The organism is Eggerthella hominis, assembly GCF_014287365.1.
GTDB classification, from domain to species: Bacteria; Actinomycetota; Coriobacteriia; order Coriobacteriales; family Eggerthellaceae; genus Eggerthella; species Eggerthella guodeyinii.
The window spans coordinates 306067-329672 of the sequence record NZ_JACOOA010000002.1 but is presented as its reverse complement, the minus strand read 5'-3'; the positions used below and the strand labels follow the sequence as shown (position 1 = coordinate 329672).

Below are 23606 nucleotides of genomic sequence, written 5' to 3'. Positions count from 1 at the left end.
CTTTCAGGCTGCGCGACTAGGATGCGGTGTCTGATGGAAAGGACCGGTATCCCATGACAACGTTCACCGACGTATTCGAACGCAAGGAAGTGAAGTATCGCCTGGACGCGCGGCAGCACCGCGCGATGACGGCCGCGCTGCGCGGCCGCATGGCGCCCGACGCGTTCGGCCGGACGCGCATCGTCAGCCGCTACCTCGACACGCCCGAGCGGGCCCTCATCGAGCGGTCGCTGGACAAGCCGCTGTACAAGGAGAAGCTGCGCCTGCGCGGGTACGGCGCGCCGCAGGCCGACGACCGCGTGTTCGTCGAGATCAAGAAGAAGTACGAGGGCATCGTGTACAAGCGCCGGGTGGGGTGCTCGCTGGCCGCCGCCTGCGCCTACCTGGACGGAACGCCGTACGAGGAGGCCTGCGCGCGCTTCCCGCTGCCCGATGCGGTGATGGCCGCCGAGTCGCTGTCGCCGCGCAGCGTGCAGATCGCCCGCGAGATCGACGAGTTCGCGGCGCGCCATCGACCGCTGCGGCCCTCCATGCTCATCACCTGCGAGCGCACGGCGTACGCGTCGCTCGCGTGCTGCAACGGGGCTGCGAGCGCGGGCAACCCCGCGCCCGCCGCACCCGCCGCGCCCGCCGACGTGCCGGACGACCTGCGCATCACTTTCGACGCCGACATCGCCTACCGCGACCTGTTCGCGGCGCGCCCCGACGCCGCGCACGCGCTGCTGAGCGCCGGCGACGCCGTGATGGAGATCAAGTCGTCGGGCCCGTTCCCGCTGTGGCTCGTCCGCGCCCTCGACGCGTGCGAGGCGTACCCGTCGTCGTTCTCGAAGTACGGGGAAGCCTACCGGGCCTGCACGGCCGCCGCGCGTCGGAGCGCGACGGAGCCCTCGACGGCGCGCGCGTCCCAGGCGGCCGCCGAGCAGAAGGCCGAGCGGTTCGCCGCCGCGCTGCGCAGCCGCCGCCCGCGCCACTTCCGCGCGCCTTCGCATGCTTCCACGCGCTGCTGAGTGCGCCGCGGACACGCGAATCGGCTCGAAGTAAGCAATTTTTTCGTTTTGCGAACTTCGGAGCCTGACTCGGGCATTTTTGAAATTCGCGACCTGGCGTTTTGCGAAACCGCTCCCTGCGCGACGGGGGAGTAGGGCGGGAATGGGGCGTGAAAAGGTTCGCAAAACGAAAAAAATGCATGGAATGCGGCGATTCCCGTGTCCTGGCAAGGAAAGCAAAGAACCCTACGAAAGGAACCAATCGTGCTAGATGCGGCTTTAACCTCGATATTCGGATCGGCGGAATCGCTCGTTGCGGGCGTGTCCACCGTCGACTTCCTGCTGTGCTGCCTCGCGTCCATCGTGCTGGGCGCCGCGGTGGCGCTCATCTACATGTTCCGCCACACGTACTCGAAGAACTTCGTCGTGACGCTGGCGCTGCTGCCGCTCATCGTGCAGATGGTCATCACGCTGGTGAACGGCAACCTGGGCGCGGGCATCGCGGTGATGGGCGTGTTCAACCTCGTGCGCTTCCGCTCCATCCCCGGCAGCGCGAAGGACATCGGCAGCGTGTTCCTCGCGATGGCCATCGGCCTGGCCACGGGCATGGGCTTCATCGCGCTGGCCGTGCTGTTCACCATCATCGTGGCCATCGTGAACGTGGGCTACGTGCTGTCGCCCTTCGGCAAGCAGAAGGAGCCGGAGAAGACGCTGAAAATCACCATCCCCGACGACCTGGAGTACGACGGCGTGTTCGACGACGTGCTGAAACGCTACACCGACGAGCACGAGCTGACGCTCGTGCAAACCACGAACATGGGCAGCCTGTTCCTGCTCGAGTACGCCGTGCGCATGAAGCAGCCCGGCCTCGAGAAGCGCATGATCGACGAACTGCGCTGCCGCAACGGCAACCTGAAGATCACCTGCGGCCGCGCCGCCGCGAGTAAGGATGTGTTGTGATGAACGGAAAACTGCAGGTCCTAAGGCCTTTCGTGTGCGGCATCGTGCTGCTGCTGATCCTGTTTTCGGCGCTGCTGATGCACGGGTGCGCGTCGGACGGCGACGCCGAACCCGCCGCCTCCGCCAGCGCTTCCTCCGCCGCCACGTCGTTCGCCGATGTCGCGGCGTCCTTCGACGCGTCGGCGCTCGATCTCGACTACAGCAACCGCGACCAGGATCCCTCCTACGACGACGCCTCCGCCACGCATATCGCGCTCGCGGGCGGCGCGGCTACGGTCGACGGGTCGGGCGCGACGGCGGACGGCTCCACGGTGACCATCACGGCTGCGGGCGTCTACGTGGTGTCGGGCTCGCTCGACGACGGCCAGCTGGTGGTCGAGGCGCCCGAGGACGCGAAGGTGCAGGTGGTGCTTGCGGGCGCGACCATCCACAACGAGGACGGGCCCGCCGTGTACGTGAAGCGGGCCGACAAGTGCTTCGTCACGCTGGCCGACGGGACGCAGAACGCGCTCACCGACGGGGCGGAGTACGTGCTGGAAGACGGCTCCGACGAGCCGTACGCCACGCTGTTCAGCCGCGCCGACCTCACGTTGAACGGTTCGGGCACGCTGACGGTGACCGGAGCGTACCGTCACGCGGTATGCTCGAAGGACGACCTCGTCGTCACGGGCGGCACCTACGCGGTGTCGGCGACGGAGGACGCGCTGCGCGGCCGCGACTGCGTGAAGATCGCGGGCGGCGACTTCACGCTGACGGCCGGCGGCGACGGCATCAGGTCGAACAAGGACACGAACGCCGTGAAGGGCTTCGTCTCCATCGACGGCGGCACGTTCGCCATCGAGGCGGGCGACGACGGCATCCAGGCGCAAACCTATCTGCGCATCGCGGGCGGCGAATTCTCCATCGCCGCGACGGACGATGCGCTGCACTCCGACCTCGAGGGCCTGCTGGCGGGCGGCACGCTCGGCATCGAGGCCGGCGACGACGCATTCCATGCCGAGACGAAGCTCGTCATCGACGACGGCACGGTGAACGTGACCGCGTGCTACGAGGGCTACGAAGCCGAGAAGCTGTACATCAACGGCGGCGACACGCATATCGTGGCCAGCGACGATGCCATCAACGCGGCCCCGGCCGACCTCACCGACGGGGAGGCGGACTCCACCTCGACGGACGCGACCGGCAGCGCTGCTGCTGCGACCGACGCCGCTCCCGCAGCGCCGTCGGGCGACGGCGCCCCCGCGGATGGCGAGGCTCCCACGATGGGCGATGCCCCCGCCGATGGCGAACCGCCCGCCGGCGGCCCGCAGGGCGGCGGGGAATCCCTGAACGAGCGCGACCTCAACGGCGGCGCGCCCGACAACGCGTTCGCCGAAAGCGGCGCGGGCGGCCAAGGCGGCGGCATGGGGATGGGCGACGAGAACTGCCTCATCCAGATCAACGGCGGCTACACCGTGCTCGACGCCGCGGGCGACGGCGTGGACAGCAATGGCTCCGTGGAGGTCACGGGCGGCGTGCTGCTGGTCAACGGACCCACGAGCGGCGGCGACGGCGCGTTCGACTACGACCTCACGGCCACCGTGACGGGCGGCACGGTGCTCATGGTGGGCTCCACGGGCATGGCCCAGAACTTCACGAGCGGCGAGCAGCCCTTCGCGTTCGCCACCGTCAGCGGCAACGCGGGCGACAGCGTCGCGGTGGTCGACGCCGACGGCACGGTGGTGGCCTCGCTCACGGCGGCCAAGCAGTTCGGCATGGTGCTGGTGTCCAGCCCCGCGCTCGCGGAGGGCGGCACGTACTCGCTCGTAACGGGCGGCACCGTGACCGGTGCGAACGCCGACGGCTACACCGATTCCGGCACTGTCAGCGGCGGCTCTGCCACCGAGATCACCGCGTCCACCACCGCCACCGGCGGCATGGGCGGCCTCGGCGCCGGAGGCGGCGGCATGCCCGCCGGCCAAGGCGGCGACGTCCAGCAAGGCAAGCGCAACGGAAGCATGGGCAGCGGCATGGCGGCATAACCCCCTCGCTCCGGGCGGCGCATGCACTATAATCGGAACCTGCGGGGCGGGCGCTGCGGCGCGACGGCCTTGCAGGTTCCGGTTTCCGCGCGTCTCGCAAAGGAGCGTTTCCATGGGCGGCATCGTATGATCGAGTATTTCCGCACGAGCGAGCAGCATGCTCTCCAGAAGATCGACGAGGAAGCGCCCGGATGCTGGATCGCGCTGTTCGAGCCCACGGCCGACGAGCTGGCGTGGCTCGGCGATCGCTTCGGCATCGAGGAGGAGGACGCGCGCGCCGCGCTCGACCTCGAGGAGGTGTCGCGCATCGAGCGCAACGGCGACTACACCATGTTCATCCTCGACACGCCCGTGCGCGATCGGTCGTCGAACGAGCGCAGCTACAAAACCATCCCGTTCGCCCTGTTCGAAACCCCGAGCAACGTGATAACCGTGTGCACAGTGTACAAGATCCCGCTCATCCAGCAGCTCATGGCCTCGAAGGACCTGTCGAGTCCGACCGACGTGCGGGCGTTCGCCGACGACATCCTCACGGCCTCGTCGGCGGCGTATTTCGCAGCGCTGCGCCTGATCAACCGCCGTCGTGTCGACCTCATGGCCGCGGTCAAGCACCCGTCGCGCAAGGAGCTCGAAGACCTCTACAACCTCGACTCGTCCCTCGTCTATTTCAAGACGTCGCTGGCCACGAACGATGCCATATTCGAGAAGCACCTGCGCCGCATGCCCTTCGTCTCCTCCGAGGAGCGCGACCGCTTCGACGACGTGATGATCGAGAACCGCCAGGCCCTCGAGACGACGCGCATCTACTCCGAGATCCTCGACTCCACCATCGAGCACTTCAGCCTGCTCATGAACCACGACCTGAACCGCACCATGCAGGTGGTGGCCACCGTGTCGCTCGTCCTGTGCGTCCCCACCGCGGTGGCGGGGTTCTTCGGCATGAACCTGCTGGGCATCCCCCTGTCCGAGATTCCCTGGGGCTTCGGCATCGTCACCTGCTGCACCGTCCTCGCGTCGGTCGCGCTGCTCCTCGTCCTCAAAAGGCTCAGGTGGTTCTGAGCGGCGGGGCGCTGGGAGTATTGCGCGTGGGCGAGGGGTCCGAGCGAGCGACCCTGCTCGGCTGCTCGTCTTTTTTCACGGTTTTAGAAATTCGATGCAACATTCGGGCGTTGCGCATACTCTTATAAGAAAGACGTCTTGGAGAGGGGTACGGTCGGCAATGGATGCGCGCGTGTTCGCACGACACTACGGTGCGGTGTACCTCGATCTGTATCGGTTCGCGCTCTGCATGATGGGGCGGTCCCATGACGCCGAAGACGCAGTCAGCGAGGCGGTTTTGACCGGGTTCCGGCAGCGTCATCAATTGAGGAGCGACGAGGCGTTCAAGTCGTGGATGTTCGCTATTCTGGCAAACGTATGTCGCAGGAAGCTGAAGGGCGCTCGTCGCGAGGAGCCGTTGGCCGACCCTTCGCGCGGACGTGAAGCGCTGGTGGCTTTGGATGGCGCCGCAATCCCGGGCTCGGCTGGCGACCTCCGAGAGGACGTGCGCTTGGCGTTCTCCGCAGTGAGCGAGGAGGAACGGCTCATCGTGTCGCTCTCGGTGTTCGGCGGCTATACGAGCGCGGAAATAGGCAGCGCGCTCAAGCTGAACGCCAACACGGTACGCTCGAAACGCAAGAGGGCGCTGGAGAAGATGGCCGCCGAGTTGAAGGATGTGGCGCGATGACGACGCGGGACGAGCAGGACGTGATGAAGGCGATCGACGAGGCGACGCGAGACGTCGTCGTGCCCGAGTCTCTTCGGCCGGAAGCGGTTGAGGCGCTGTTGGAGCGCGCGCAAGCGCAGGAAGGCGCGTCGGCTGCGCCTGCGCGCCGCGCGCCGTCGGGCTGGCGCAGGCGGGCTGTTCCCTGGGGCATCGCGGCCTGTCTCGTGCTGGTTGCCGGCGTGGGGTTGGCCGCCGGTCGCGCGTTCTTGGCCGCGCCGAGCGGTGCGGAAAACGACGCATCCTTCTCGGCGTTGTCGGACAAGGGCGCTCCGTCGGACTCCTCGCCCGCCGAGTCCGACGCGCCGGTTGACGGCAGCATAGCCGCAGCGGAAAGCTACGATCAGGTGAAGGAGTGCCTCGAGAAGTATCGGACCGAGCAGGAGAGCCTGTACGGCTCCGCCACCGGCGGCATCCTCGCGTTGAACGACGCCTCCTCTCCCGAAGCGGCGTCGTCCGCCGACTCGGCCGCTTCGGGCGCGCTGTCTGCGAAAAGCGACTCGGCTGCAAGCGCCGCATCGGGCGCAGGTTATTCCGATACCAACGTGCGCACCGAAGGCGTGGACGAGGCCGACATCGTCAAGACGGATGGCGAGCACCTCTTCATCTTGCAGGAAAGCGCTGCCGAGATCGCGGTGGTGGACGCGACGGACGATGCCATGCGCAAGGTGGGAAGCATCGTCCCGAGCGACCAAGGCCAGATATCGGAGTTCTACGTGCGCGACGGCAAGGCGTACGTGCTGACCAACGTGTCGATGACGAGGGAAGACGATCAGGGCGGCGAAATCTTCGACTTCTCCGAAGTGCGTCTCGAAACCTACGACGTGTCGAATCCGGGCGACCCGGTGCTCCTCGGTTCGGTCTCGCAAAGCGGCAGGTACCAGTCGTCGCGGCTCGTGGACGGCTACCTGTACCTGTTCAGCACCTACAACGTGTCCTGTGCCACGATCCCGGACGATCCCGAGTTCTACGTTCCCCGCGTGGCCGGCCAGAATATCGCGAGCCAGGACATCTACCTTCCGCCCTCGGTCGGGGCGAACCAGTACCTAGTCGTCACCTCGATAGCCGTCGACGACCCCACCCAGACGGTCGACCAGAAGGCCGTGCTCACGGATTCCAATTCCCTCTACGTGAGCGCGGAGAACATCTACGTGTACGAGAACAGATGGCCCATCGCGCTCGCCCGCTCCGAGGGAGAGGCCGATCCGGGCCGTATCACGATTCGCAAGATCGCCTACCATGACGGTCAGCTGGAAGGCGTGGCGCAGACGAAGGTGAGTGGAACCCTCAACGACAGTTTCAGCATCGACGAGCACGAGGGCATGGTGCGCCTCGTGACCACGGTGAGCACGTGGGATGCGGAAACCTCGCAGATGACCTCCACCAACGAGGTGCACGTGCTGGACGGGAATCTCGAGGAGGTGGGTTCCATCACGGGCCTGGCCGAAGACGAGCGGGTGTACTCGGCGCGATTCTTCGGCGATACCGCGTACTTCGTCACCTTCCGCGAAACCGATCCGCTGTTCACGGTGGACTTCAGCGACCCGACTAACCCCCAGATAATCGGCAGCCTGAAGATTCCTGGTTTCTCGGAGTACCTGCATCCTTACGGCGAGGGCAAGCTGCTGGGCATCGGCATGGACGTGGACGAGAAGAGCGGTGTCACCAACGGCATGAAGGTGACCATGTTCGACGTGTCCGACCCGACGGACGTGAAAGAGGCCGACACCTTCCTCATCGAAGACGCGTACGGATCCGACGTGTTCCACGACTACCGCGCGGTGCTTATCAGCGCAGATCGCAACATGATTGGCTTCTCGGGCTACGCCGGCCGCGAGACGTACTACGTGTTCGACTACGTCGATGGGGAGGGCTTCGAGCAGCTTATGGCCGAGGACGTGAACGGCGGCGGCTGGACGGGCACGCGCGGGGTGTACATCGACGATACGCTGTACGTGGTGAAGGGCAACGCTGTGGAGAGCTATCGCATCGGCTCCTACGAGAAGGTGGACGACCTGCTGCTATAGCCTTGGCATCGACGAGGCGGCGTTCCCTCCCCCCGTCCTTCGGCGCGTCTTTTTTGTCCCTTTCGTCAAATCGGTGACCCTTCGCCGGAAACCTGCGCGCACTTTAGCCGATTGGAGTACAATGGGCGGACGAATCAGGAACGAACCCGCACGTCAGGCTGGGGACCGAGGCCCATGCGAGAAGGGATGCGAACATGGCAGACATCACTGAAGTGGATTACATCTGGAAGAACGGGGAGATGCTCCCCTGGGCTGAGGCGACCACGCATGTCTTGTCCCACTCGCTGCATTACGGCTCCGGCGTGTTCGAGGGCATCCGCTGCTACCAGAACCCCGAGACGAAGAAGAGCTACGTCTTCCGCCTGCGCGACCACATGGAACGCCTGCATCGCAGCTGCAAGATCGCGCTGATCGACCTGCCGTACACGGTGGACGAGCTGTGCGAGGCAACGCTCGAGGTCATCCGCAAGAACAACCTGCCGTCCTGCTACATCCGGCCCATCGTGTACCGCGGGTACGGCGTGATGGGCGTGGATCCCACCGGCGCATCCACCGACGTGGCCATCGCCGCGTGGCCGTGGGACACCTACCTGGGCGCCGACGCGCTCGAGAGCGGCGTGGCCGTGGGCGTGTCCTCGTGGCGCCAGCGCACGAACAACTCCATCCCTCCTGCGGTGAAGGCCACCGCGTCCTACATGAACTCCATCCTGGCGAAGCTCGAGGCCAAGCAGCACGGGTACGTCGAGGCCATCATGCTGAACGAGGCCGGCCTCGTGTGCGAGGGCACCGGCGAGAACCTGTTCGTGGTGCGCGACGGCATCCTGTCCACGCCGCCGCTGTCCGACGGCCTGCTCGAGGGCATCACGCGCGACACGGTGCTGTGCCTCGCCGACGATCTGGAGATTCCCGCGATTGAGGAAAGCCTCACGCGCAGCGATCTCTACGTGGCCGACGAGGTGTTCATGACCGGCTCCGCCGCCGAGCTCACGCCCATCGGCAGCGTCGACGGCCGCGTGGTGGGCAAGCCGGGCGAGATCACCCGCCTGCTGCAGGACCGCTTCTTCGCCGTGGTGTACGGCAACATCGAAGAGTACGGCGAGTGGTTGACGGAAATCTAGGTCGATAGTCGGTTATGGTGCGAAGCCCCCGTTGCCCGCTCTGTGCGGCCATCGGCGGGCTTCGTTTTTTGAGCGAAGGAGCGCCTCAGGTGAATCGAATCCTCACGTATGACAGCACGCTGCGGGACGGAGAGCAGTGCGAAGGCATCACGTTGTCGCTTGAGGACAAGCTGCGCATCGTCGAGCGTCTGGACGCGTTCGGCGTCGATTTCATCGAAGGCGGGTTCCCGGCGTCGAACCCGAAGGACATCGCGTTCTTCCAGCGCGTGCAGGACTTGCCGCTCAAGCACGCGCGCATCGCGGCGTTCGGCTCCACCTGCAAGAAGGACGTGGCGGCCGAGGACGACCGCGGCTTGGCCGACCTTGTCGCCAGCGGCGCCCCCGTGGTCACCATCGTGGGCAAGACATGGGACGAGCAGGTCACCCGCGCGCTGTTGACCACGCTCGACGAGAACCTGCGCATGATCCGCGACTCCGTGGCGCACCTCAAGGCGCAGGGTCTCATGGTGGTGTTCGACGCCGAGCACTTCTTCGACGGCTACAAGGCGAACGCCGACTACGCGATGGCCTGCGTGCGCGCGGCCAGCGAGGCGGGTGCCGACTCCATCGACCTGTGCGAGACGAACGGCGGCGCGCTGCCGCACGAGGTGGAGGCCATCGTGGCTGCGGTCGCGCAGGCGCTTCCCGAGCAGCAGCTGGGCATCCACTGCCACAACGACTCGGGGTGCGCCGTGGCCAACTCGCTGGCCGCCGTGCGCGCCGGCGCCGTGCAGGTGCAGGGCACGGTCAACGGCTTCGGCGAGCGCGTGGGCAACACCGACCTGCTCACCGTCATTGCCGACCTCGAGCTCAAGATGGGCTGCACCTGCGTGGGCGAGGAGCGGCTGCGCGACCTGACCAGCGTGGCGCAGTTCGTGGCCGAGACGTGCAACCTCTCGGTGCCGAACCACCATCCTTACACGGGCGCTTCGGCGTTCGCCCACAAGGGCGGCCTCCACGCCAGCGCCATCGCGCGCTTCCCCGAGGCCTACGAGCACACGCGTCCCGAGGCGGTGGGCAACACGCAGCGCATGCTGGTCAGCGAGCTGGCCGGAAAGGCGTCGCTCATCGCGAAGGCGAAGAATCTCGGCATCGACCTGGCGCAACACGCCGACAAGACGCAGGAGATCCTCGACGACATCAAGCGGCGCGAAGCGGTGGGCTATTCCTACGAGGTGGCCGACGGCTCGCTCGCGCTGCTGCTGCAGTGGCATCTCGGCGCGTACCGGCCGCACTTCACGCTGGAAAGCTTCCGCGTCATCGTGGACGACCACGAGGACACTGGCGCGCTGGCGAAGGACGCCATGTCGGAGGCAACCATCAAGATCCACGTGGGCGACCAGCGCTTCGTGGCCACGGGCGAGGGCGCAGGCCCCGTCGGCGCGCTCGACAACGCGCTGCGCATGGCCATCGTGGCCTTCTACCCGGAGGTGGCCGACATCGAGCTGGTCGACTACAAGGTGCGCATCCTCGACGAGAACGTGGGCACCGACGCCATCACGCGCGTCGTCATCACCACGCGCGACAAGCACGGCAGCTGGGGCACGGTGGGCGTGTCGGAGAACATCATCGAGGCATCGTGGAACGCCCTCGTGGATTCCATCGAATACGGCCTGATGAGGATTGGGGAGTAACATGAGCGATCTCAGAACGCCCGAAGTCGAAGACCTCCTGCGCGTATTCGCGGCACTCGATGACGAAGACGTGATCTTCTCCCTGTTGGAGGACCTGTTCACCATCCGCGAGATCAAAGAGACGTCCCAGCGCTTGGCCGTGGCGCGCCAGCTGGACGCCGGCAAGTCCTACGCCGCCATCGAGGAAGCAACCGGCGCGTCGGCCACCACCATCGCCCGCGTGTCGAAGTGCCTCTCCTACGGAGCCGGCGGCTACAACGCCGCCTTGAACGCTTTGGACGACGCCGAGAAGAAGCGCCGGTAGCTCGTCCGCATGCAGCCCGGCGCGTTCTTCTCGCAGACGCGAAGACGAAAAGATCCAGCATTCTGGAGGTGGTTGCGATGGAGGCACGATCCGCATTCAAAACCAGTTGGGCAAAATCCGTCGCGATCACGATCGCGATGCTTGTCGCGACAGGCGCCATCGCTGCGTTTGCAGGTGCGGCGGGCAGTCCGTACGCCAGCTACAACGGCGGCGATATAGCTGAGAACGACGCCTTTATGGGGGTTGTCATGTCCAATGGGAAAAAGGGGTACGTGGAAGTCGAGAAATACGATTTCGCCACACGGTCCGAGCCGCTCAAGCGCAAGCCTACCGAAAGAGAGCGAAGGCTCCCCGTATACGACGAGACCGGCCGGGTGATCGGCGAGTTCATCATCTCGGAGTCCTCGTAATCTTTGCCCGCCGCGCCGTCTTTCCTTGGCTCCACAATGCGAATGGGCTCTCCCGATCTCCCGATTTCGGGGCTCCGGATTTCTTTCGGGTTGGGCGCGAAATGGCAGCCATGGCGATCTCGAGGCGCACAATACCGGCTTTGTCGTTCGGGAAGCAAGAGAAACCCCAGGTGACGGAATTTTTCATACCACCTGGGGTTCGTTCGGAGCTCGTTATGGCCTTGAGGATTGTCATGGGTGCGGTTTTGCGCCCATGACAATCTTGCTCGCGCCAATCCGCCGCCTTAGCCGGCCGCTCCCACGGCTTCCTCGTCCTCCGGCGTGCGTCCCTGCGGCGCGACCGCACCCGCATTCCCGGCCGGCAGCGCCACGGGGTCGCCGTACTCGTCGATCGTGCCGTTCGCGCGGCCCTCGATGTAGGCAAGCCGCGCTTTCCCGTGCCGGAACACGATCGGCGCCTTCCCCGAGCTCAGCTGGTAGCAGTACCAGAACACGAACGGGATGCCGATGATGCCGTTCGCCATGCCCCACCAGTACATCACGTCGGGGCTGAACCACGCGGCGCTGTTCATGATGGTGGGGAACAGCAGCGGGAAGCAGCTGCGCAGCAGCAGGTGCGCGCCCAGCGTGTAGATACGCCCCGTGATGTACAGCTCGGGGCGGCGCATGATGATGGGGTACAGCTCGGCCGCCGCCAGGATGCAGCAGGTGGACGCGAAGAACTCGTGCCCCTCGGCGTACACGAAGCAGGCGTTCCAGGTGGTGTACAGGAAGTTCCACATGGGCACGGTGTAGGACAGGATCTCGCCGTGGCTGGACGTGTCGTACTTCCAGTACTTGTCGCCGAACGGCATGGTGATGCACAGGATGAAGCCGGCCAGCGCGTTCATCATGTTGCCCATCTGCACGTCGCGCAGCGTGGCCTCGGCAATGTTGCAGAACACGATGCCGTACAGCACCCAGCGCACCCAGCGCTTGCGCATGAGCCGCCAAAACGGCGTGTCCTTCTGCTGCACGGCGGCGATGCGGCCGAGCCCGGCGAAGATGAGCGGCAGGATGACGGAGAGGTTCTTCGCCCACCGGAACCAGTCGTCGCCGGGGATGTTGATGATCCACAGCGGCACCGTCACGAGCGACACCACCCACACCCACATCGACGCGCGATAGTGCCGTCGCATGAACTCGGTGAGCAGCATGAGCAACACGGTGTACACGACCATCGAGATGGGCGTGATCCAAACGGGCACGGTCATGATAAACCCCTTTCCCCAGGTGACGCTGTTGCCGTCAGTCTAGCATCGTCGGCGCAGCCGCTTCTTTCACAAACACGCCCTCGATGTGAAAGACTTCTCGGGCCGCTCTTCGTATACTCGCCCCAAGGCGGGGCTCGCGTCTGGTCGAGGCCTCCCGAAACGGGAGGGCACGGTGCGCGAACCTCGGAGCAAAGGGGTCGGAAGGGGTTTCATCATGGGCATTCTCTATCAAGCGGCCGATCCGCTGTACTGGGTCATCTGGCTGTTCATCCTGTTCGCGCTCATGGCGTTCAACGAGCTGGGGCGCACGTCGCTGTGGGCGGGCATCACGCTGTTCGCCGTCGTGCCCATCGTGCTGACCGTCTTCGTGTGGCCCACCACGGCGGCGCCGGGCAACGAGTACGGCACGGGCACGTGGTTCAACTGGGTGAAGACGTACTCGGCGCTGGCGGGCTGTTTGGGCTTCATGGCGCTGCGGTTCGTGAAGTGGCGCGGCGCGGACGGGAAGACGCACTACCTGTACGAGAAGCGCTGGGCGCTGTGCTTCCCGCCGCTCATCCTGGCGGTGAACATCGCCGAGGCCGTCATCCGCGACTTCCAGGTGTTCAGCTTCGGGTTGTGGCAGGGCGGTATCGTCGAGAACCTGTGGACCATCTCGGGGCCGTGGAACATCATGAACGGCATCGCCGGCATCCTCAACATCGTCACCATCTGCGGCTGGTTCGGCATCTTCATCTCGAAGGATCCGTCGAAGGACATGATCTGGCCCGACATGATCTGGGCGTGGATCATCGCGTACGACCTGTGGAACTTCGCCTACACCTACAACTGTATCTCCGACCACTCGGCCTACGCCGGCCTGGCGCTGCTGCTGGCCTGCACCATCCCCACGTTCTTCATCAAGAAGGGGGCGTGGCTGCAGCATCGCGCGCAGACGCTCGCGCTGTGGATCATGTTCGTGATGACCATCCCGCAGTTCGCCGACGTGCTGGCACCCATCCCCACCACGCACAATCCCACGGCGTTCTTCGTGGTCAGCCTGCTGGCGCTCGCGTCGAACGCGGCGCTGGCGGTGTACCAGTTCCGCAAGATCCGCCGCCTCAAGCTGAACCCGCTCAAGGATCAGCTGTACGCCGACACGAAGTCGTACCAGGAGCTTGAAGAGGCGAATCGCTGACAAACACCGTATAATGGACGCCAAGCGTAAGCGTTGCGCGCGGCGTCCATGCGCGCCTGAACGCAGGAGGGCGCGATGCGGTTCGACAGAGAGAGCACCACGGGGCGCCCGGCTGGGCGGCAAAGCGGTGCGCCCGAAAGCCGGCGGCTGAACGGCCCGGCCGGCGACATCATGCTGGCGGCTCGCGTGCTGTTCGAGGAGCGCGGCGTGGGGAAGACCACGGTGAAGGACATCGCCGCCGAGGCGAACGTCACGCGCGAGCTGGTGTACTACTACTTCGAGAACAAGCAGGCCGTCATCGACGCGGTCATCGACGACTACGTGGAAGACCTCGTGGAGAGCGTCCTCGTGTGGAACGAGTCGCGCGTGTTCGGCGATACGGCCGGCTCGTTGAAGGCCTGCATCGCCGCGTTCCGCCGCGCGTTGTACGACGCGAACGGTCTGCGGCCCATGATCCGCGTGCTCGAAGAGCTGGGCATGCGCGACTCCTTCGACGTGCGCGCGGTGCGCGAGACGGTGGATTGCCTCAACGATCGGGTGGTGGTCGAGTACGCCGCCTACCATCATGTGGAGATCGAGTTCGTGTACGAGATGTTCTGCGTGGTGATCTTCGGGTTGGTAGGTTTGGTGAAAATCAACCCCGATATCAGCGATGAGGCGCTGATGAAAGTGGTCGAACAAGCGCTGCATCTCGATATGGAACCCCTGGAATTCGATACGTCATCTGCGCCTACGTGCAGGACGTGAAGATTGTGAAACCGTCAAGCCGGCGTGTTATAGTTGTCACGAATTCGTTGCTCGTTGCGGTGCCGAATCGTCCAAAATAAGAGAGTGCAACTCAACGTGGAGGCATACGCAACGAATTCGAGGAGGTTTACATGACTGACTTTGCGCGCGGCATCGATCGCCGCACGTTCTTATTCGGCGCAGCCGCCCTGGGCGCGGCCACGCTGCTGCGGCCGACGTTCGCGTTTGCCGATCCCACGTCCGCCGACAAGTTCGCCGAGGCCGATTCCGTCCGTGCCCGCATCAACGAGATGCAGGAGCAGCTGACCATCGCCGGCGAGAACTACTACAAAGCGCTCGACGAGCACGAGGCGGCCGTGCAGGCCGTGGCCGATGCTCAGGCGCGCATCGACGAGGCGAACGCCCAGATCGCCGATTTGCAGGACAAGCTGAGCAAGCGGGCGCGCAGCATGTACCGCAACGGCCAGTCCACGGCGCTCGACATCATCCTGGGCGCCACCACGTTCGAAGAGTTCGCCACGAGCTGGGACTTGCTGAACGACATCAACGACAACGACGCCGCGATGGTGCAGCAGACGAAAGACCTGCGCGCCGAGGTTGAAGCGGCGAAGCTCGAGCTGGAAGAGCAGGAGCGCATCGCCGCCGAGAAGACCGAGGAAGCGGCGCGCATCAAGGCCGATGCCGAGCTGACCATCACCGAGCTGGAAACCACGCTGCAGCAGCTGGACGCCGAGGCGCAGGCGCTGTTGGTGCAGGAGCAGGAAGCGGCGCGCGCCGCCGAAGCTGCTGCCGTTGCGGCCCAGGTCACGCGCACATACGCGTACAGCACGAACACCGCCTCCATCCCCTCGCAGGGCTCGGTGGTGGACTACGCGCTGTCGCGCATCGGCTGTCCCTACGTGTGGGGCGCGGCCGGACCGGACGAGTTCGACTGCTCGGGCCTCGTGACGTGGGCGTACGCGCAGGTGGGCATCTCGGTGCCGCACCAGACCGAATCCATGTACTACGCCGCGGCCGCGCGCTTGCCGGTTTCCGAGGCGCAGCCGGGCGACGTGCTGTGGATCAGCTACGGCGACGGCTACAACGGACACGCGGGCATCGCTTGCAGCGCGGGCGGCTCGCACTACGTCCATGCCCCCACCTTTGGCGCGCGTGTGCGCGACACCGACCCGCTCAGCTGGGCCGGGTTCACCCACGCGCTTCGATTCGCATAGAAGGAGAACGAATGACCACGCTGTTTGTCAACGCGTGCATGCGCGGCGAGACGTCGCGCACGCTTGCGCTGTGCCGCGAATACCTGGAACGCTTCGACGACGTGGTGGAAGTGGACGTCGCGGCGCTCGACCTCAAGCCGTTCGACGCCGAGCGCGTGGCGTACCGCACGGAGAAGCAGAAGGCGGGGGAGTGGGACGATCCCATCTTCAGCCTGTCGCGCCAGTTCGCCGAGGCGGACGACATCGTCATCGGCGTGCCGTACTGGGACCTCTCGTTCCCGGCCGCGTTCAAGACCTACCTCGAGCACGTCAGCGTGTGCGAGTTGACGTTCCACTACACCGAAGACGCGCGTTGCGAAGGCATCTGCAAAGCCAAGCGCATCACGTACATCACCACGTGTGGCGGCTTCGTGGAAGGGGCGAACTTCGGCTTCGAGTACGTCAGCGGCATCGCCAAGATGTTCGGCATTCCCGAGATACGCTTCGTGGCGGCCGAGGGGCTCGACGTCGTGGGCATCGACGTGCAGGAGCAGCTGGACAAGGCGCGCGCCCAGATGGCGAAGCTCGATTGAGCGGTTTCTCCGCAGGGACGCACGAAGGGGGACTGACGATTTCGCGTCAGCCTCGATTCTCGCACCCTGAGGGCTTCGACGACGATCTTTCCATCGTCGCGGTGTCCGTCATGGTGCAGCGTGCGCTCAACTGCGTGGACCCGCGGCTCGTCGATCACGGGCTGCGGGTCGCGTCGCTGCTCGACGCCATGCTGGAAGCGAACGGCATGATCGACGCGACGCAACGGCGCGCGGCGTACTTCATCGCGTTGCTGCACGACGTGGGGGCGTACCGCACGGAGGAAATCGACCGCATGGTGGCGTTCGAGACCGAGAGCGTGTGGGAGCACTCGTTCTACGGCTACCTGTTCTTCAAGGAGCTGTCGCCGCTCGGCGATTACGCCGAGGTGATCCTGTACCACCACATGCCCTACGACCAGTTCACCGACCAGAACCCGTACGTGAAGTTCCTGGCCACCGCCTTGCACGTGGCCGATCGCGTGGACATCCTGCTGCTCGAGCACCCGCAGGCCGACGCGGCCGAGGTGGAGCGTCTGCTGGCGGCGTCGCGGCCGGGGCTGTTCTCGCCCGAGGCGCTGGCGCTGTTCTCCGAGGCGCAGCGGCGCTTCGACATGATCTCGGTGCTGCGCGACGGGGTGGAAGCGCCCGATCGCTCGCATATCGTGGCCGATCCGTCCGGCACGGGCTCGGCCACGTCGTACCTCGACATGCTCGTGCACGTCATCGACTTCCGCAGCCGCCACACCGTCACCCACACGGTGACCACGGCGTGGGTGGCCTACGAGCTGGCGCTGCGCCTGCTGGGCGATCAGCCGTCCGCCGCGCACGTGTACGCGAGCGCGCTCGTGCACGACGTGGGCAAGATCGGCATCCCGCTGTCCATCCTGGAGAAGCCGGGGCGCCTCGACGACGACGAGATGGCCGTCATGCGCACGCATGTGGCGTTGACCGAGCGCATCCTCGAAGACTGCGTCGAACCCGAGATGATCCTGCCGGCCGTGCGCCATCACGAGAAGCTCGACGGGTCGGGGTACCCGCGCGGCCTGCACGCCGACGAGCTGACGCTGCCCGACCGCATCATCGCGGTGGCCGACATCGTGAGCGCGCTCGTGGGAACGCGCAGCTACAAGCAGGCGTATCCCAAGGAGAAGGTGCTCGCGCTGCTGGCCGACCAGGTTGCCGCCGGCAAGATCGACGCCGCGGTGGTGGAGGCGATGACGCGCGATTACGATGCGATCATGGCCTCGGTCGCCGCCGCGTGCCTGCCGGTGGCGGCGGCGTACGAGCGCGTGCAGGACCAGTACCAGTGGCTGCTGAGCGAGCTGAAGAGAGTACAAGCCGAGAACGAGGAGAGGAACGCATGAAACGCCTGTTGATCGTCGTGGACTATCAGAACGATTTCGTGGACGGGGCGCTGGGCTTTCCGGGGGCCGAGAAGCTGGCGGGGCCCATCGCCGCGAAGATCGAGGCGTACCGCGAGCGCGTCGACGAGATCGTGTGGACGCTCGACACGCACCGCCGCGACTACCTGGAAACGCGCGAGGGCCGCAACCTGCCGGTGGAGCACTGCATCGAGGGCACGCCCGGGCATGCGCTGTACGGCGAGATCGCGTCGCTCGTGCGTCCGATGGACGAGGTGTTCAGCAAGCCGACGTTCGGTTCGGCCGAACTGTTCGAGTGGCTGCGCGTGGCCCAGCTTGCCGCGGCCGAGCTGGGCAAGCCGCCGTTCGAGAGCATCGAGCTGGTGGGCCTCGTGTCCAACATCTGCGTGATCTCGAACGCCGTGCTGGCGCAGGCGGCCTGCCCCGAGGTGCCCATCATCGTGGACGCCGCCTGCACCGCGTCGTTCGACCCGGATCTCAACGAGAAGGCCCTCGACGTGCTGGAGGGTTTGCAGGTCGAGGTGATCAACCGAGGCTAGAACCGCGGCGGCGCAGGGGCCGCCGCGGCAATCCGATGCCGGTTACGCCAGCGCTTCCACGTCGGCTTCCGTGATGGGGGTTTTGGATTCCAGCTTGCCGCCGGTGGCTGCCTGGATGCCGCAGATGCGGCCCGTCATGATGCAGTGCCCGGCCGACATGCCGCCCTGGTACATCGACCAGTCGGGGCTGCCGCACAGCTGGCCGGCGCTGAATCCGGTTACCCAGAGGTTCGGGATGACCTCCCCGTCGGTGCGGAGCGCCTGATAGTTCTCGTTCACGGTGACGCCCGCGCACAGCGCGGACACGCGCACGTGCTTGTGGATGCCCCAGAACGGCGCCTTCTCGATCTTCTTGAGGTACTTCGCCTGCTTGCCGAAGTCCTCGTCGAACCCGGCGTCGACCAGTTCGTTGTAGCGCGCGACGGACTTCTTGAGCGCATCGGCGGGGATTTCCAGCTTCGCCGCAAGCTCGTCCAAGGTGTCGCAGCAGTACGTGCCGATGAGGCTCTCGATGACGTTCGCGCCGCTTTCGGCCGAGCGATCCATCTCGACGTCGGGCATGTACGCCTGGATCTTTTCCTTGTCGGTGGGCTTGCCGCCCCATTCCGTGACCTGCTCCACGTAGTCGTCGTCGAAGATCTGGGAGTACCAACCCGGTTTCGGCTGGTTGCGCAGCACGCAGTTCACTTCCTCGAACACGCAGTCCTCGTTCATGAAGCGCTCGCCGTCCTCGTTCACGAACAGGAACGGCTCGTCGAACATGGGGCCGGAGTCGAAGTCGTGCATCATGTGGGAGTGGCCCACGGGCACGAACCCGGCGCCTACGGCCATGGACATGAGGATGCCGTCGCCGGTCTTGTTGCTCTGCTTGCGGTCGAACTCCTTCACGTCGGGGCAGTAGCGCTCCACGAGGCTCTGGTTGTTCTGGTAGTCGCCGGTGGAGAGGATGACGCCCTTCGTCGCGTTGAACTTGATATAGGAGCTACCGCTTTTGCCGATTACGCCGGTGACGGTTCCGGAGTCGTCGGTGACCAGCTGCACGCCCGGCGTCGAGTAGAAGAACTCCACGCCCTTGCTTGCGGCCAGCTCGGCCAAATGCTCCACCATCGTGCCGTTGTTGTACGGCTTCGGCCCGAACATGATGCTGCGGCGGGCGCACTTCGAGCCGTCCTCGTATTCGGTCACGGCTGTGGGGCGCACTGTGTAGGGCGGGAAGCCCGCTTCGGCCGTGCGCACCTGCGTCCAGCGGATGGCTTCGCCCGAGTACCTGCAGTACGTTTCGGCCAGCTTGCGGTCGGCGCGCCAGCGGCAATCCTCGAGGTAGCCTTGAAGGTAGTTCATCACGCCCTGCTCGTCGCTCTGGTCGAGCAGCACGCCCGAGCAGGTGCCGCCTTGGGCGATGGGCTTCGATTCCTTCTGCAGCACGGCGACGGTCGCGCCTTCCTCAAGCGCGCTCAGCGCGGCGGGGACGCCGCCCGTGCCGGCGCCGACGACCACGACGTCGTACGTCTTCTCCTCGGCGATGTCGGTGATGGGCTCGACGATGACGGGCGATTCCTCGAAGTCGCTCGCCTGAAGCCCTTCGGGATAGCTCGAAGCGGCCTCGTCGGCCTTCGCGTCGGATGCGGCTGGCGCGCAGCCTGCGAGCCCTGCGCCCGTGGCGACGATGCCGGTTGCCAGGGCCCCCTTCAGAAAATCTCGACGGTTCAGTTCCATACCACCCTCTCCTTTCCTTGTTGCATCATGCGTGCCTGGATGCAGGCCTCGTGCCGCATGGGAGGGAGGGCGGTTTGCGGCCGGCATCCAAGCTGGTACGAAGGTACGCGAGAACGGGTGGTGATTTCCTACCACAAACGGTATGAAGTTGCAGGCGGGGGAGCATCTCATCCTGGTTTTCTGATATAACCGTATCTTGGGAGGAGGGGTTTCATGGGTTCGGTTCGTTTGTTCTTCGCGCGAACGCCCGGCGTTGGGTTCGCGGTTGTCGGCTTGGCGTGCGCGCTCATGGCGCTTGAGATCCAGCGCATGCCCGTCGCCCGGTTCGTGAGCTTTTCCATGTTCGCACCGGTTCCCTACGTCGTCGAGGCGGCGGTGATGCTGGCGATCGTCGTCTTGTATCGGGCGCGTCCCGCGTTGCGCGTGAGCGACCGCCGGTCGATACGGGTTCTGGTCGCTCTTCTCTCGATCGGCTCCACCTGGTTGCTTCTGTACGCCGCGCTGGTCGACGACGGTTTGGCCCTGGCGATGCTCATGCTGTATCGGGTGGGGACGGGTTTGCTGCTGGTTCTGTGGGGCGAGCGCCTCGTCTCGCTGGGCGCGCGCCGCGCCGCCTGCGCGTTCGCCGTCGCCTGCTTGCTGTCCGGCCTGCTGACGATGGGGCTCGCGCTGTTCTCGGGGGAGGTGGCACGCGTGCTGCTGGGCGCGTTGCCCGTGGTCGCCGGAGGGCTGTTCGTGCTGTACAACCCCCGGTTCCAGGTAAGCGAGCGTCGAGCGGGCGACGAACTCGACCGCCCCCTTCCTCGCTTCGCCTGCTCGACGCTGAAGGATCGCGTCGTCGCGGTCAGCCTGATCGCGCTGCCCCTCGTGTGCCGCGGGCCCATGGTCTCGTCGCAGTCGTCGTGGATGGGGCTGCAAGGGGACGCTTCGATGGCGGCCCTGATCCAGCTGGCTATCGGCTGCGGCATCGTCGCTGCGGGGTTCATCGCGCTGCTCGTCGTCAAGCGCGTGTGGAATCGCAGTTTCATCCTCGTGTACGAGCTGTTCGTGCTTCCCGTGACGTTCGTGTCGTTCTACACGTCGCAGGCTTCGGAAGACCTGTGGTTCCTGCATATGCTCATCGTGGATTCCACGTACAAGGTGACGCTGTTCTACATCATGATGACGCCGTTTCTCTTTCCCGAAGGCGTGCGCAGGGGGAATGCATCCACGCCCCTGTTGTGCTCGTTCGCGTTCATGATAGCCATCCGGGCCCTGTTCGTGGGGCTGCACGCGTCCATGCCTGCTTGGCTGTACGCGAGCTTGACGGTGGTGGTCGTGCTGGCGACGTTCGCGGCGGGCGGGGCGCTGTCGTTCTTGATCATGCAGCGGCAAGCGACGAGGCGCGAGGCGGGCGAGGTCGCCGCCGCCGAAGCGGCCCGCGCGGGGCTGGAAGAGCGCTGCGCCGCCGTTGCCGCGCGCTTCGACCTGACGCCGCGCGAGCGCGAGATCCTCGTGCTGCTGGCGCAGAACTACCGTGCGCCGTACATCGCCGAGAAGCTGGTGGTGAGCCAGTCCACGGTGAAGACGCACATGCGCAACCTCTACGGCAAGCTGGACGTGCACTCCCAGGCGGAGCTGCTTCTTCGGTTGGACGACGAGGCCGAGAGCATCACCGCCGGCTAGTGGCGGCTAGTGGCGGCGGGCGAAGGCTTCGAGGACGAGCTGGGCGCGGGTGCCGATGGGGGTGGTGTTCTCCGCGAGGAAGCGGGGGACGTCGGCGATGGGCAGCAGGAACGGCTCGATGAACTCGGCCGGCTCCGGTTGCGCGTCGGCTGCCTTTTCAACCTGGGCGAACACGACGTGCACCGTCTCGTCGGTGAGGCCGGTTGACGAGTAGCCCGCCTGCGGAAGCGGCATGAGCGCCGCATCGCCCGCGTCGGTGCGCAGGGCGTAGCCCGTCTCCTCGCGCAGCTCGCGGTCCACGCAGGTTGCGAGGTCTTCGCCCGGCTCCCTGAGGCCGGCTGGGAACGCGATGCACCAGCTGTTCAGCGGGTAGCGGAACTCGCGGATGAGCAGCAGCTCGCCCGTTGCGGTTTGCCCCGCGATGCACACGGCGTCGGCGGGCGATGCTTCGCCGGCTGCGTTGCCTGCCAGCTCGGCGCGGTACGCGTCGAGGCTCTTGCGCGAGGCGCTTTCGTATTCGTATGTGGAGCCGTCGGGCATGGCGTAGACGAGGACGTACTTCTTGATCCAGCCGTCGGATACTTGGCGGATGTCGGAGAGCTGGGGGATGGCAGAAGCGGAGGTGGGCAGGGGGTTGGGCATGGGGTTGGGCTCCTGTTCTCGAAGGCGGTCGCGCGCGGTTTAGAACCCGAATACCTCGCCGACGTTCGCGGCGATGCAGAGGTCGGCTTGGCGGTCGCGCGGGGTGGGGGTGCGGTTGACGATGACGAGGCGGCTGCCGGTGAAGAAGTCGATGAGCCCCGCGGCCGGGTACACGGCCAGGGAGGTGCCTGCCACGACCAGCAGATCGGCCTGCGCGATAGCGTCGACGGCGCCGTGCATCGTGCGCTCGTCGAGGGGCTCCTCGTACAGGACGACGTCGGGCTTGACGATCCCGCCGCAGGCGGGACACCGCGGGACGCCGTCGGCGCTCTGCGCGCGGAGGGCCAGCAGGTCGTCCACGGGATAGGGCGCGCGGCACTGCATGCAGAAATTGCGCAGGACGCTGCCGTGCAGCTCGAACACGCGCGCGCTGCCCGCCTTCTGATGGAGGCCGTCGATGTTCTGCGTCACCACGGCGGCCAGCGTGCCCGCCTGCTCGAGTTCGGCCAGCTTGCGATGCGCGCGGTTCGGTTGGGCATCGAGCGCCAGCATGCGGTCGCAGTAGAAGTCGAAGAACGCGCCGGGGTTCTCGTCGAAGAAGCTGCGGCTGATCATCTGTTCGGGCGGGTAGGGGTACTTCTGCGCGTACAGGCCGTCCGGGCTGCGGAAGTCGGGGATGCCGCTTTCGGTGGACACGCCCGCGCCGCCGAAGAACACCATGCCGCCCGGCGGCGTGTCGGCCACCCAGCTGCGGAACGTCTCGATGTCGCGTGCGGTTTCGTCCATGGATCCTCCAATCGGGTTCGCCTCATGATACCACGCACCTCGAGCCGGATGTTTCACGTGAAACATCCGTACGGGTTCCTGCGCATGTTTTCGAGTGCGGTAGCGCTGACCAACGAAGGAAGGCGACCGTTTGGTCGCCTTCCTGATCGGGGTGCTTCGGTTCGCTTGTGGTTGGGCGGCTAGCCTTCGATGGAGATGGTCTTCTTCTCCTCGAGTTTCGGCTGCTCCTGCTTCTTCGGCACGGCGATTCTCAGCACGCCGTCCTCGAACTTCGCCTTGATGTCGTCTTCCTCGATGTCGTCGCCCACGTAGAACGTGCGGCTGCACTTGCCGCTGAAGCGCTCCTTGCGGACGTACGTGCCCTTTTCGTCCTTGTCTTCGGTCTCGGCTTGCGTCTGGGCGGTGATGGTGAGGTAGCCGTCCTTGAGCTCGGCCTGCACGTCGTCCTTCTTGAACCCGGGCAGGTCGATGGTCAGCTCGTATCCCGCGTCGGTTTCCTTGATGTCGGTGCGCATGAGCGTGGGGGACATCTTCTGCATCGGCGCGGTGGCCGCGTCGAAGAACGCGTCGAACGGATCGGTCATCAGCTCGCTCAGCAGGTTGCGGTTCCTCCGCATCGGTACCATCATGGCCATGGTTCATCAACTCCTCG

The 23606-nt window shown here is 65.7% G+C and carries 22 protein-coding genes; 17 read left to right on the top strand and 5 right to left on the bottom strand.

What is annotated here, in order from left to right:
- Positions 1-53: 53 nt before the first annotated feature.
- The 10 genes from H8S61_RS06165 (at position 54) to H8S61_RS06120 (ending at position 11261) form a co-directional block, all read left to right on the top strand.
- On the top strand, positions 54-1007 hold the full coding sequence (locus tag H8S61_RS06165; RefSeq protein WP_186938344.1) for a polyphosphate polymerase domain-containing protein: 954 nt from the start codon (positions 54-56) through the stop codon (positions 1005-1007).
- A 243-nt stretch (positions 1008-1250) separates the two neighbouring features.
- Entirely contained in the window at positions 1251-1946 is a 696-nt protein-coding gene (locus H8S61_RS06160) for a DUF4956 domain-containing protein (protein ID WP_160941970.1), read from the top strand.
- Positions 1946-3967, top strand: a complete 2022-nt coding sequence (locus H8S61_RS06155) for a carbohydrate-binding domain-containing protein (protein ID WP_186938343.1) — start codon at positions 1946-1948, stop codon at positions 3965-3967. Before H8S61_RS06160 ends, H8S61_RS06155 begins: the two co-directional genes overlap by 1 nt.
- A 126-nt stretch (positions 3968-4093) precedes the next feature.
- A complete protein-coding gene (locus H8S61_RS06150) occupies positions 4094-5026 on the top strand; it encodes a magnesium transporter CorA family protein (RefSeq protein WP_186938342.1) in 933 nt (310 codons plus the stop codon).
- Between the two features lie 160 nt (positions 5027-5186).
- A complete protein-coding gene (locus H8S61_RS06145; protein WP_186938341.1) occupies positions 5187-5693 on the top strand; it encodes an RNA polymerase sigma factor in 507 nt (168 codons plus the stop codon).
- Positions 5690-7756 (top strand): beta-propeller domain-containing protein, encoded by a 2067-nt coding sequence (locus H8S61_RS06140; protein ID WP_186938340.1) that lies wholly within the window; start codon positions 5690-5692, stop codon positions 7754-7756. The genes H8S61_RS06145 and H8S61_RS06140 overlap by 4 nt, the downstream gene beginning before the upstream one ends.
- A gap of 194 nt (positions 7757-7950) precedes the next feature.
- Positions 7951-8874: a branched-chain amino acid transaminase gene (locus H8S61_RS06135; RefSeq protein WP_186938339.1), complete on the top strand. Its 924-nt coding sequence runs from the start codon at positions 7951-7953 to the stop codon at positions 8872-8874.
- An 89-nt stretch (positions 8875-8963) separates the two neighbouring features.
- Positions 8964-10547, top strand: coding sequence for a citramalate synthase (gene cimA, locus H8S61_RS06130; protein WP_186938338.1), 1584 nt, complete (start codon positions 8964-8966; stop codon positions 10545-10547).
- Between the two features lies 1 nt (position 10548).
- The gene (locus tag H8S61_RS06125; RefSeq protein ID WP_101721432.1) at positions 10549-10851 is read left to right on the top strand and encodes a YerC/YecD family TrpR-related protein; all 303 of its coding nucleotides are present in this window, start codon (positions 10549-10551) and stop codon (positions 10849-10851) included.
- Between the two features lie 77 nt (positions 10852-10928).
- The gene (locus H8S61_RS06120; protein WP_186938337.1) at positions 10929-11261 is read left to right on the top strand and encodes a hypothetical protein; all 333 of its coding nucleotides are present in this window, start codon (positions 10929-10931) and stop codon (positions 11259-11261) included.
- Positions 11262-11545: 284 nt separating this feature from the next.
- Here the strand turns inward: H8S61_RS06120 and H8S61_RS06115 are convergent, their stop codons facing one another.
- Positions 11546-12514: a hypothetical protein gene (locus H8S61_RS06115; RefSeq protein ID WP_255466488.1), complete on the bottom strand. Its 969-nt coding sequence runs from the start codon at positions 12512-12514 to the stop codon at positions 11546-11548.
- A gap of 214 nt (positions 12515-12728) precedes the next feature.
- Here H8S61_RS06115 and H8S61_RS06110 point away from each other — a divergent pair, with 214 nt between their 5' ends.
- From H8S61_RS06110 to H8S61_RS06085, 6 genes are all read left to right on the top strand, one after another.
- Positions 12729-13691, top strand: a complete 963-nt coding sequence (locus H8S61_RS06110) for a DUF5692 family protein (protein WP_160941960.1) — start codon at positions 12729-12731, stop codon at positions 13689-13691.
- Positions 13692-13766: 75 nt separating this feature from the next.
- Positions 13767-14438: a TetR/AcrR family transcriptional regulator gene (locus H8S61_RS06105; RefSeq protein ID WP_160941959.1), complete on the top strand. Its 672-nt coding sequence runs from the start codon at positions 13767-13769 to the stop codon at positions 14436-14438.
- Positions 14439-14569: 131 nt separating this feature from the next.
- A complete protein-coding gene (locus H8S61_RS06100; protein ID WP_186938336.1) occupies positions 14570-15652 on the top strand; it encodes a C40 family peptidase in 1083 nt (360 codons plus the stop codon).
- A gap of 11 nt (positions 15653-15663) precedes the next feature.
- The gene (locus tag H8S61_RS06095) at positions 15664-16224 is read left to right on the top strand and encodes an NAD(P)H-dependent oxidoreductase (RefSeq protein WP_154333466.1); all 561 of its coding nucleotides are present in this window, start codon (positions 15664-15666) and stop codon (positions 16222-16224) included.
- Between the two features lie 110 nt (positions 16225-16334).
- Positions 16335-17588: an HD-GYP domain-containing protein gene (locus tag H8S61_RS06090; RefSeq protein ID WP_160941956.1), complete on the top strand. Its 1254-nt coding sequence runs from the start codon at positions 16335-16337 to the stop codon at positions 17586-17588.
- On the top strand, positions 17585-18145 hold the full coding sequence (locus H8S61_RS06085) for a cysteine hydrolase family protein (protein WP_160941955.1): 561 nt from the start codon (positions 17585-17587) through the stop codon (positions 18143-18145). Before H8S61_RS06090 ends, H8S61_RS06085 begins: the two co-directional genes overlap by 4 nt.
- A 42-nt stretch (positions 18146-18187) precedes the next feature.
- Here H8S61_RS06085 and H8S61_RS06080 read toward each other — a convergent pair whose 3' ends face one another.
- Complete coding sequence (locus H8S61_RS06080) at positions 18188-19861, bottom strand: FAD-dependent oxidoreductase (RefSeq protein ID WP_186938335.1); 1674 nt, start codon at positions 19859-19861, stop codon at positions 18188-18190.
- A 213-nt stretch (positions 19862-20074) separates the two neighbouring features.
- On the opposite strand from H8S61_RS06080, the gene H8S61_RS06075 reads away from it, so the two are divergent.
- Positions 20075-21526, top strand: coding sequence for a LuxR C-terminal-related transcriptional regulator (locus H8S61_RS06075; RefSeq protein WP_186938334.1), 1452 nt, complete (start codon positions 20075-20077; stop codon positions 21524-21526).
- A 6-nt stretch (positions 21527-21532) separates the two neighbouring features.
- Here the strand turns inward: H8S61_RS06075 and H8S61_RS06070 are convergent, their stop codons facing one another.
- The 3 genes from H8S61_RS06070 to H8S61_RS06060 form a co-directional block, all read right to left on the bottom strand.
- On the bottom strand, positions 21533-22168 hold the full coding sequence (locus H8S61_RS06070) for an NUDIX hydrolase (RefSeq protein WP_186938333.1): 636 nt from the start codon (positions 22166-22168) through the stop codon (positions 21533-21535).
- A gap of 39 nt (positions 22169-22207) precedes the next feature.
- Positions 22208-22954, bottom strand: coding sequence for an NAD-dependent protein deacylase (locus H8S61_RS06065; protein ID WP_186938332.1), 747 nt, complete (start codon positions 22952-22954; stop codon positions 22208-22210).
- Between the two features lie 179 nt (positions 22955-23133).
- The gene (locus tag H8S61_RS06060) at positions 23134-23589 is read right to left on the bottom strand and encodes an Hsp20/alpha crystallin family protein (protein WP_154333473.1); all 456 of its coding nucleotides are present in this window, start codon (positions 23587-23589) and stop codon (positions 23134-23136) included.
- Positions 23590-23606 lie beyond the last annotated feature (17 nt).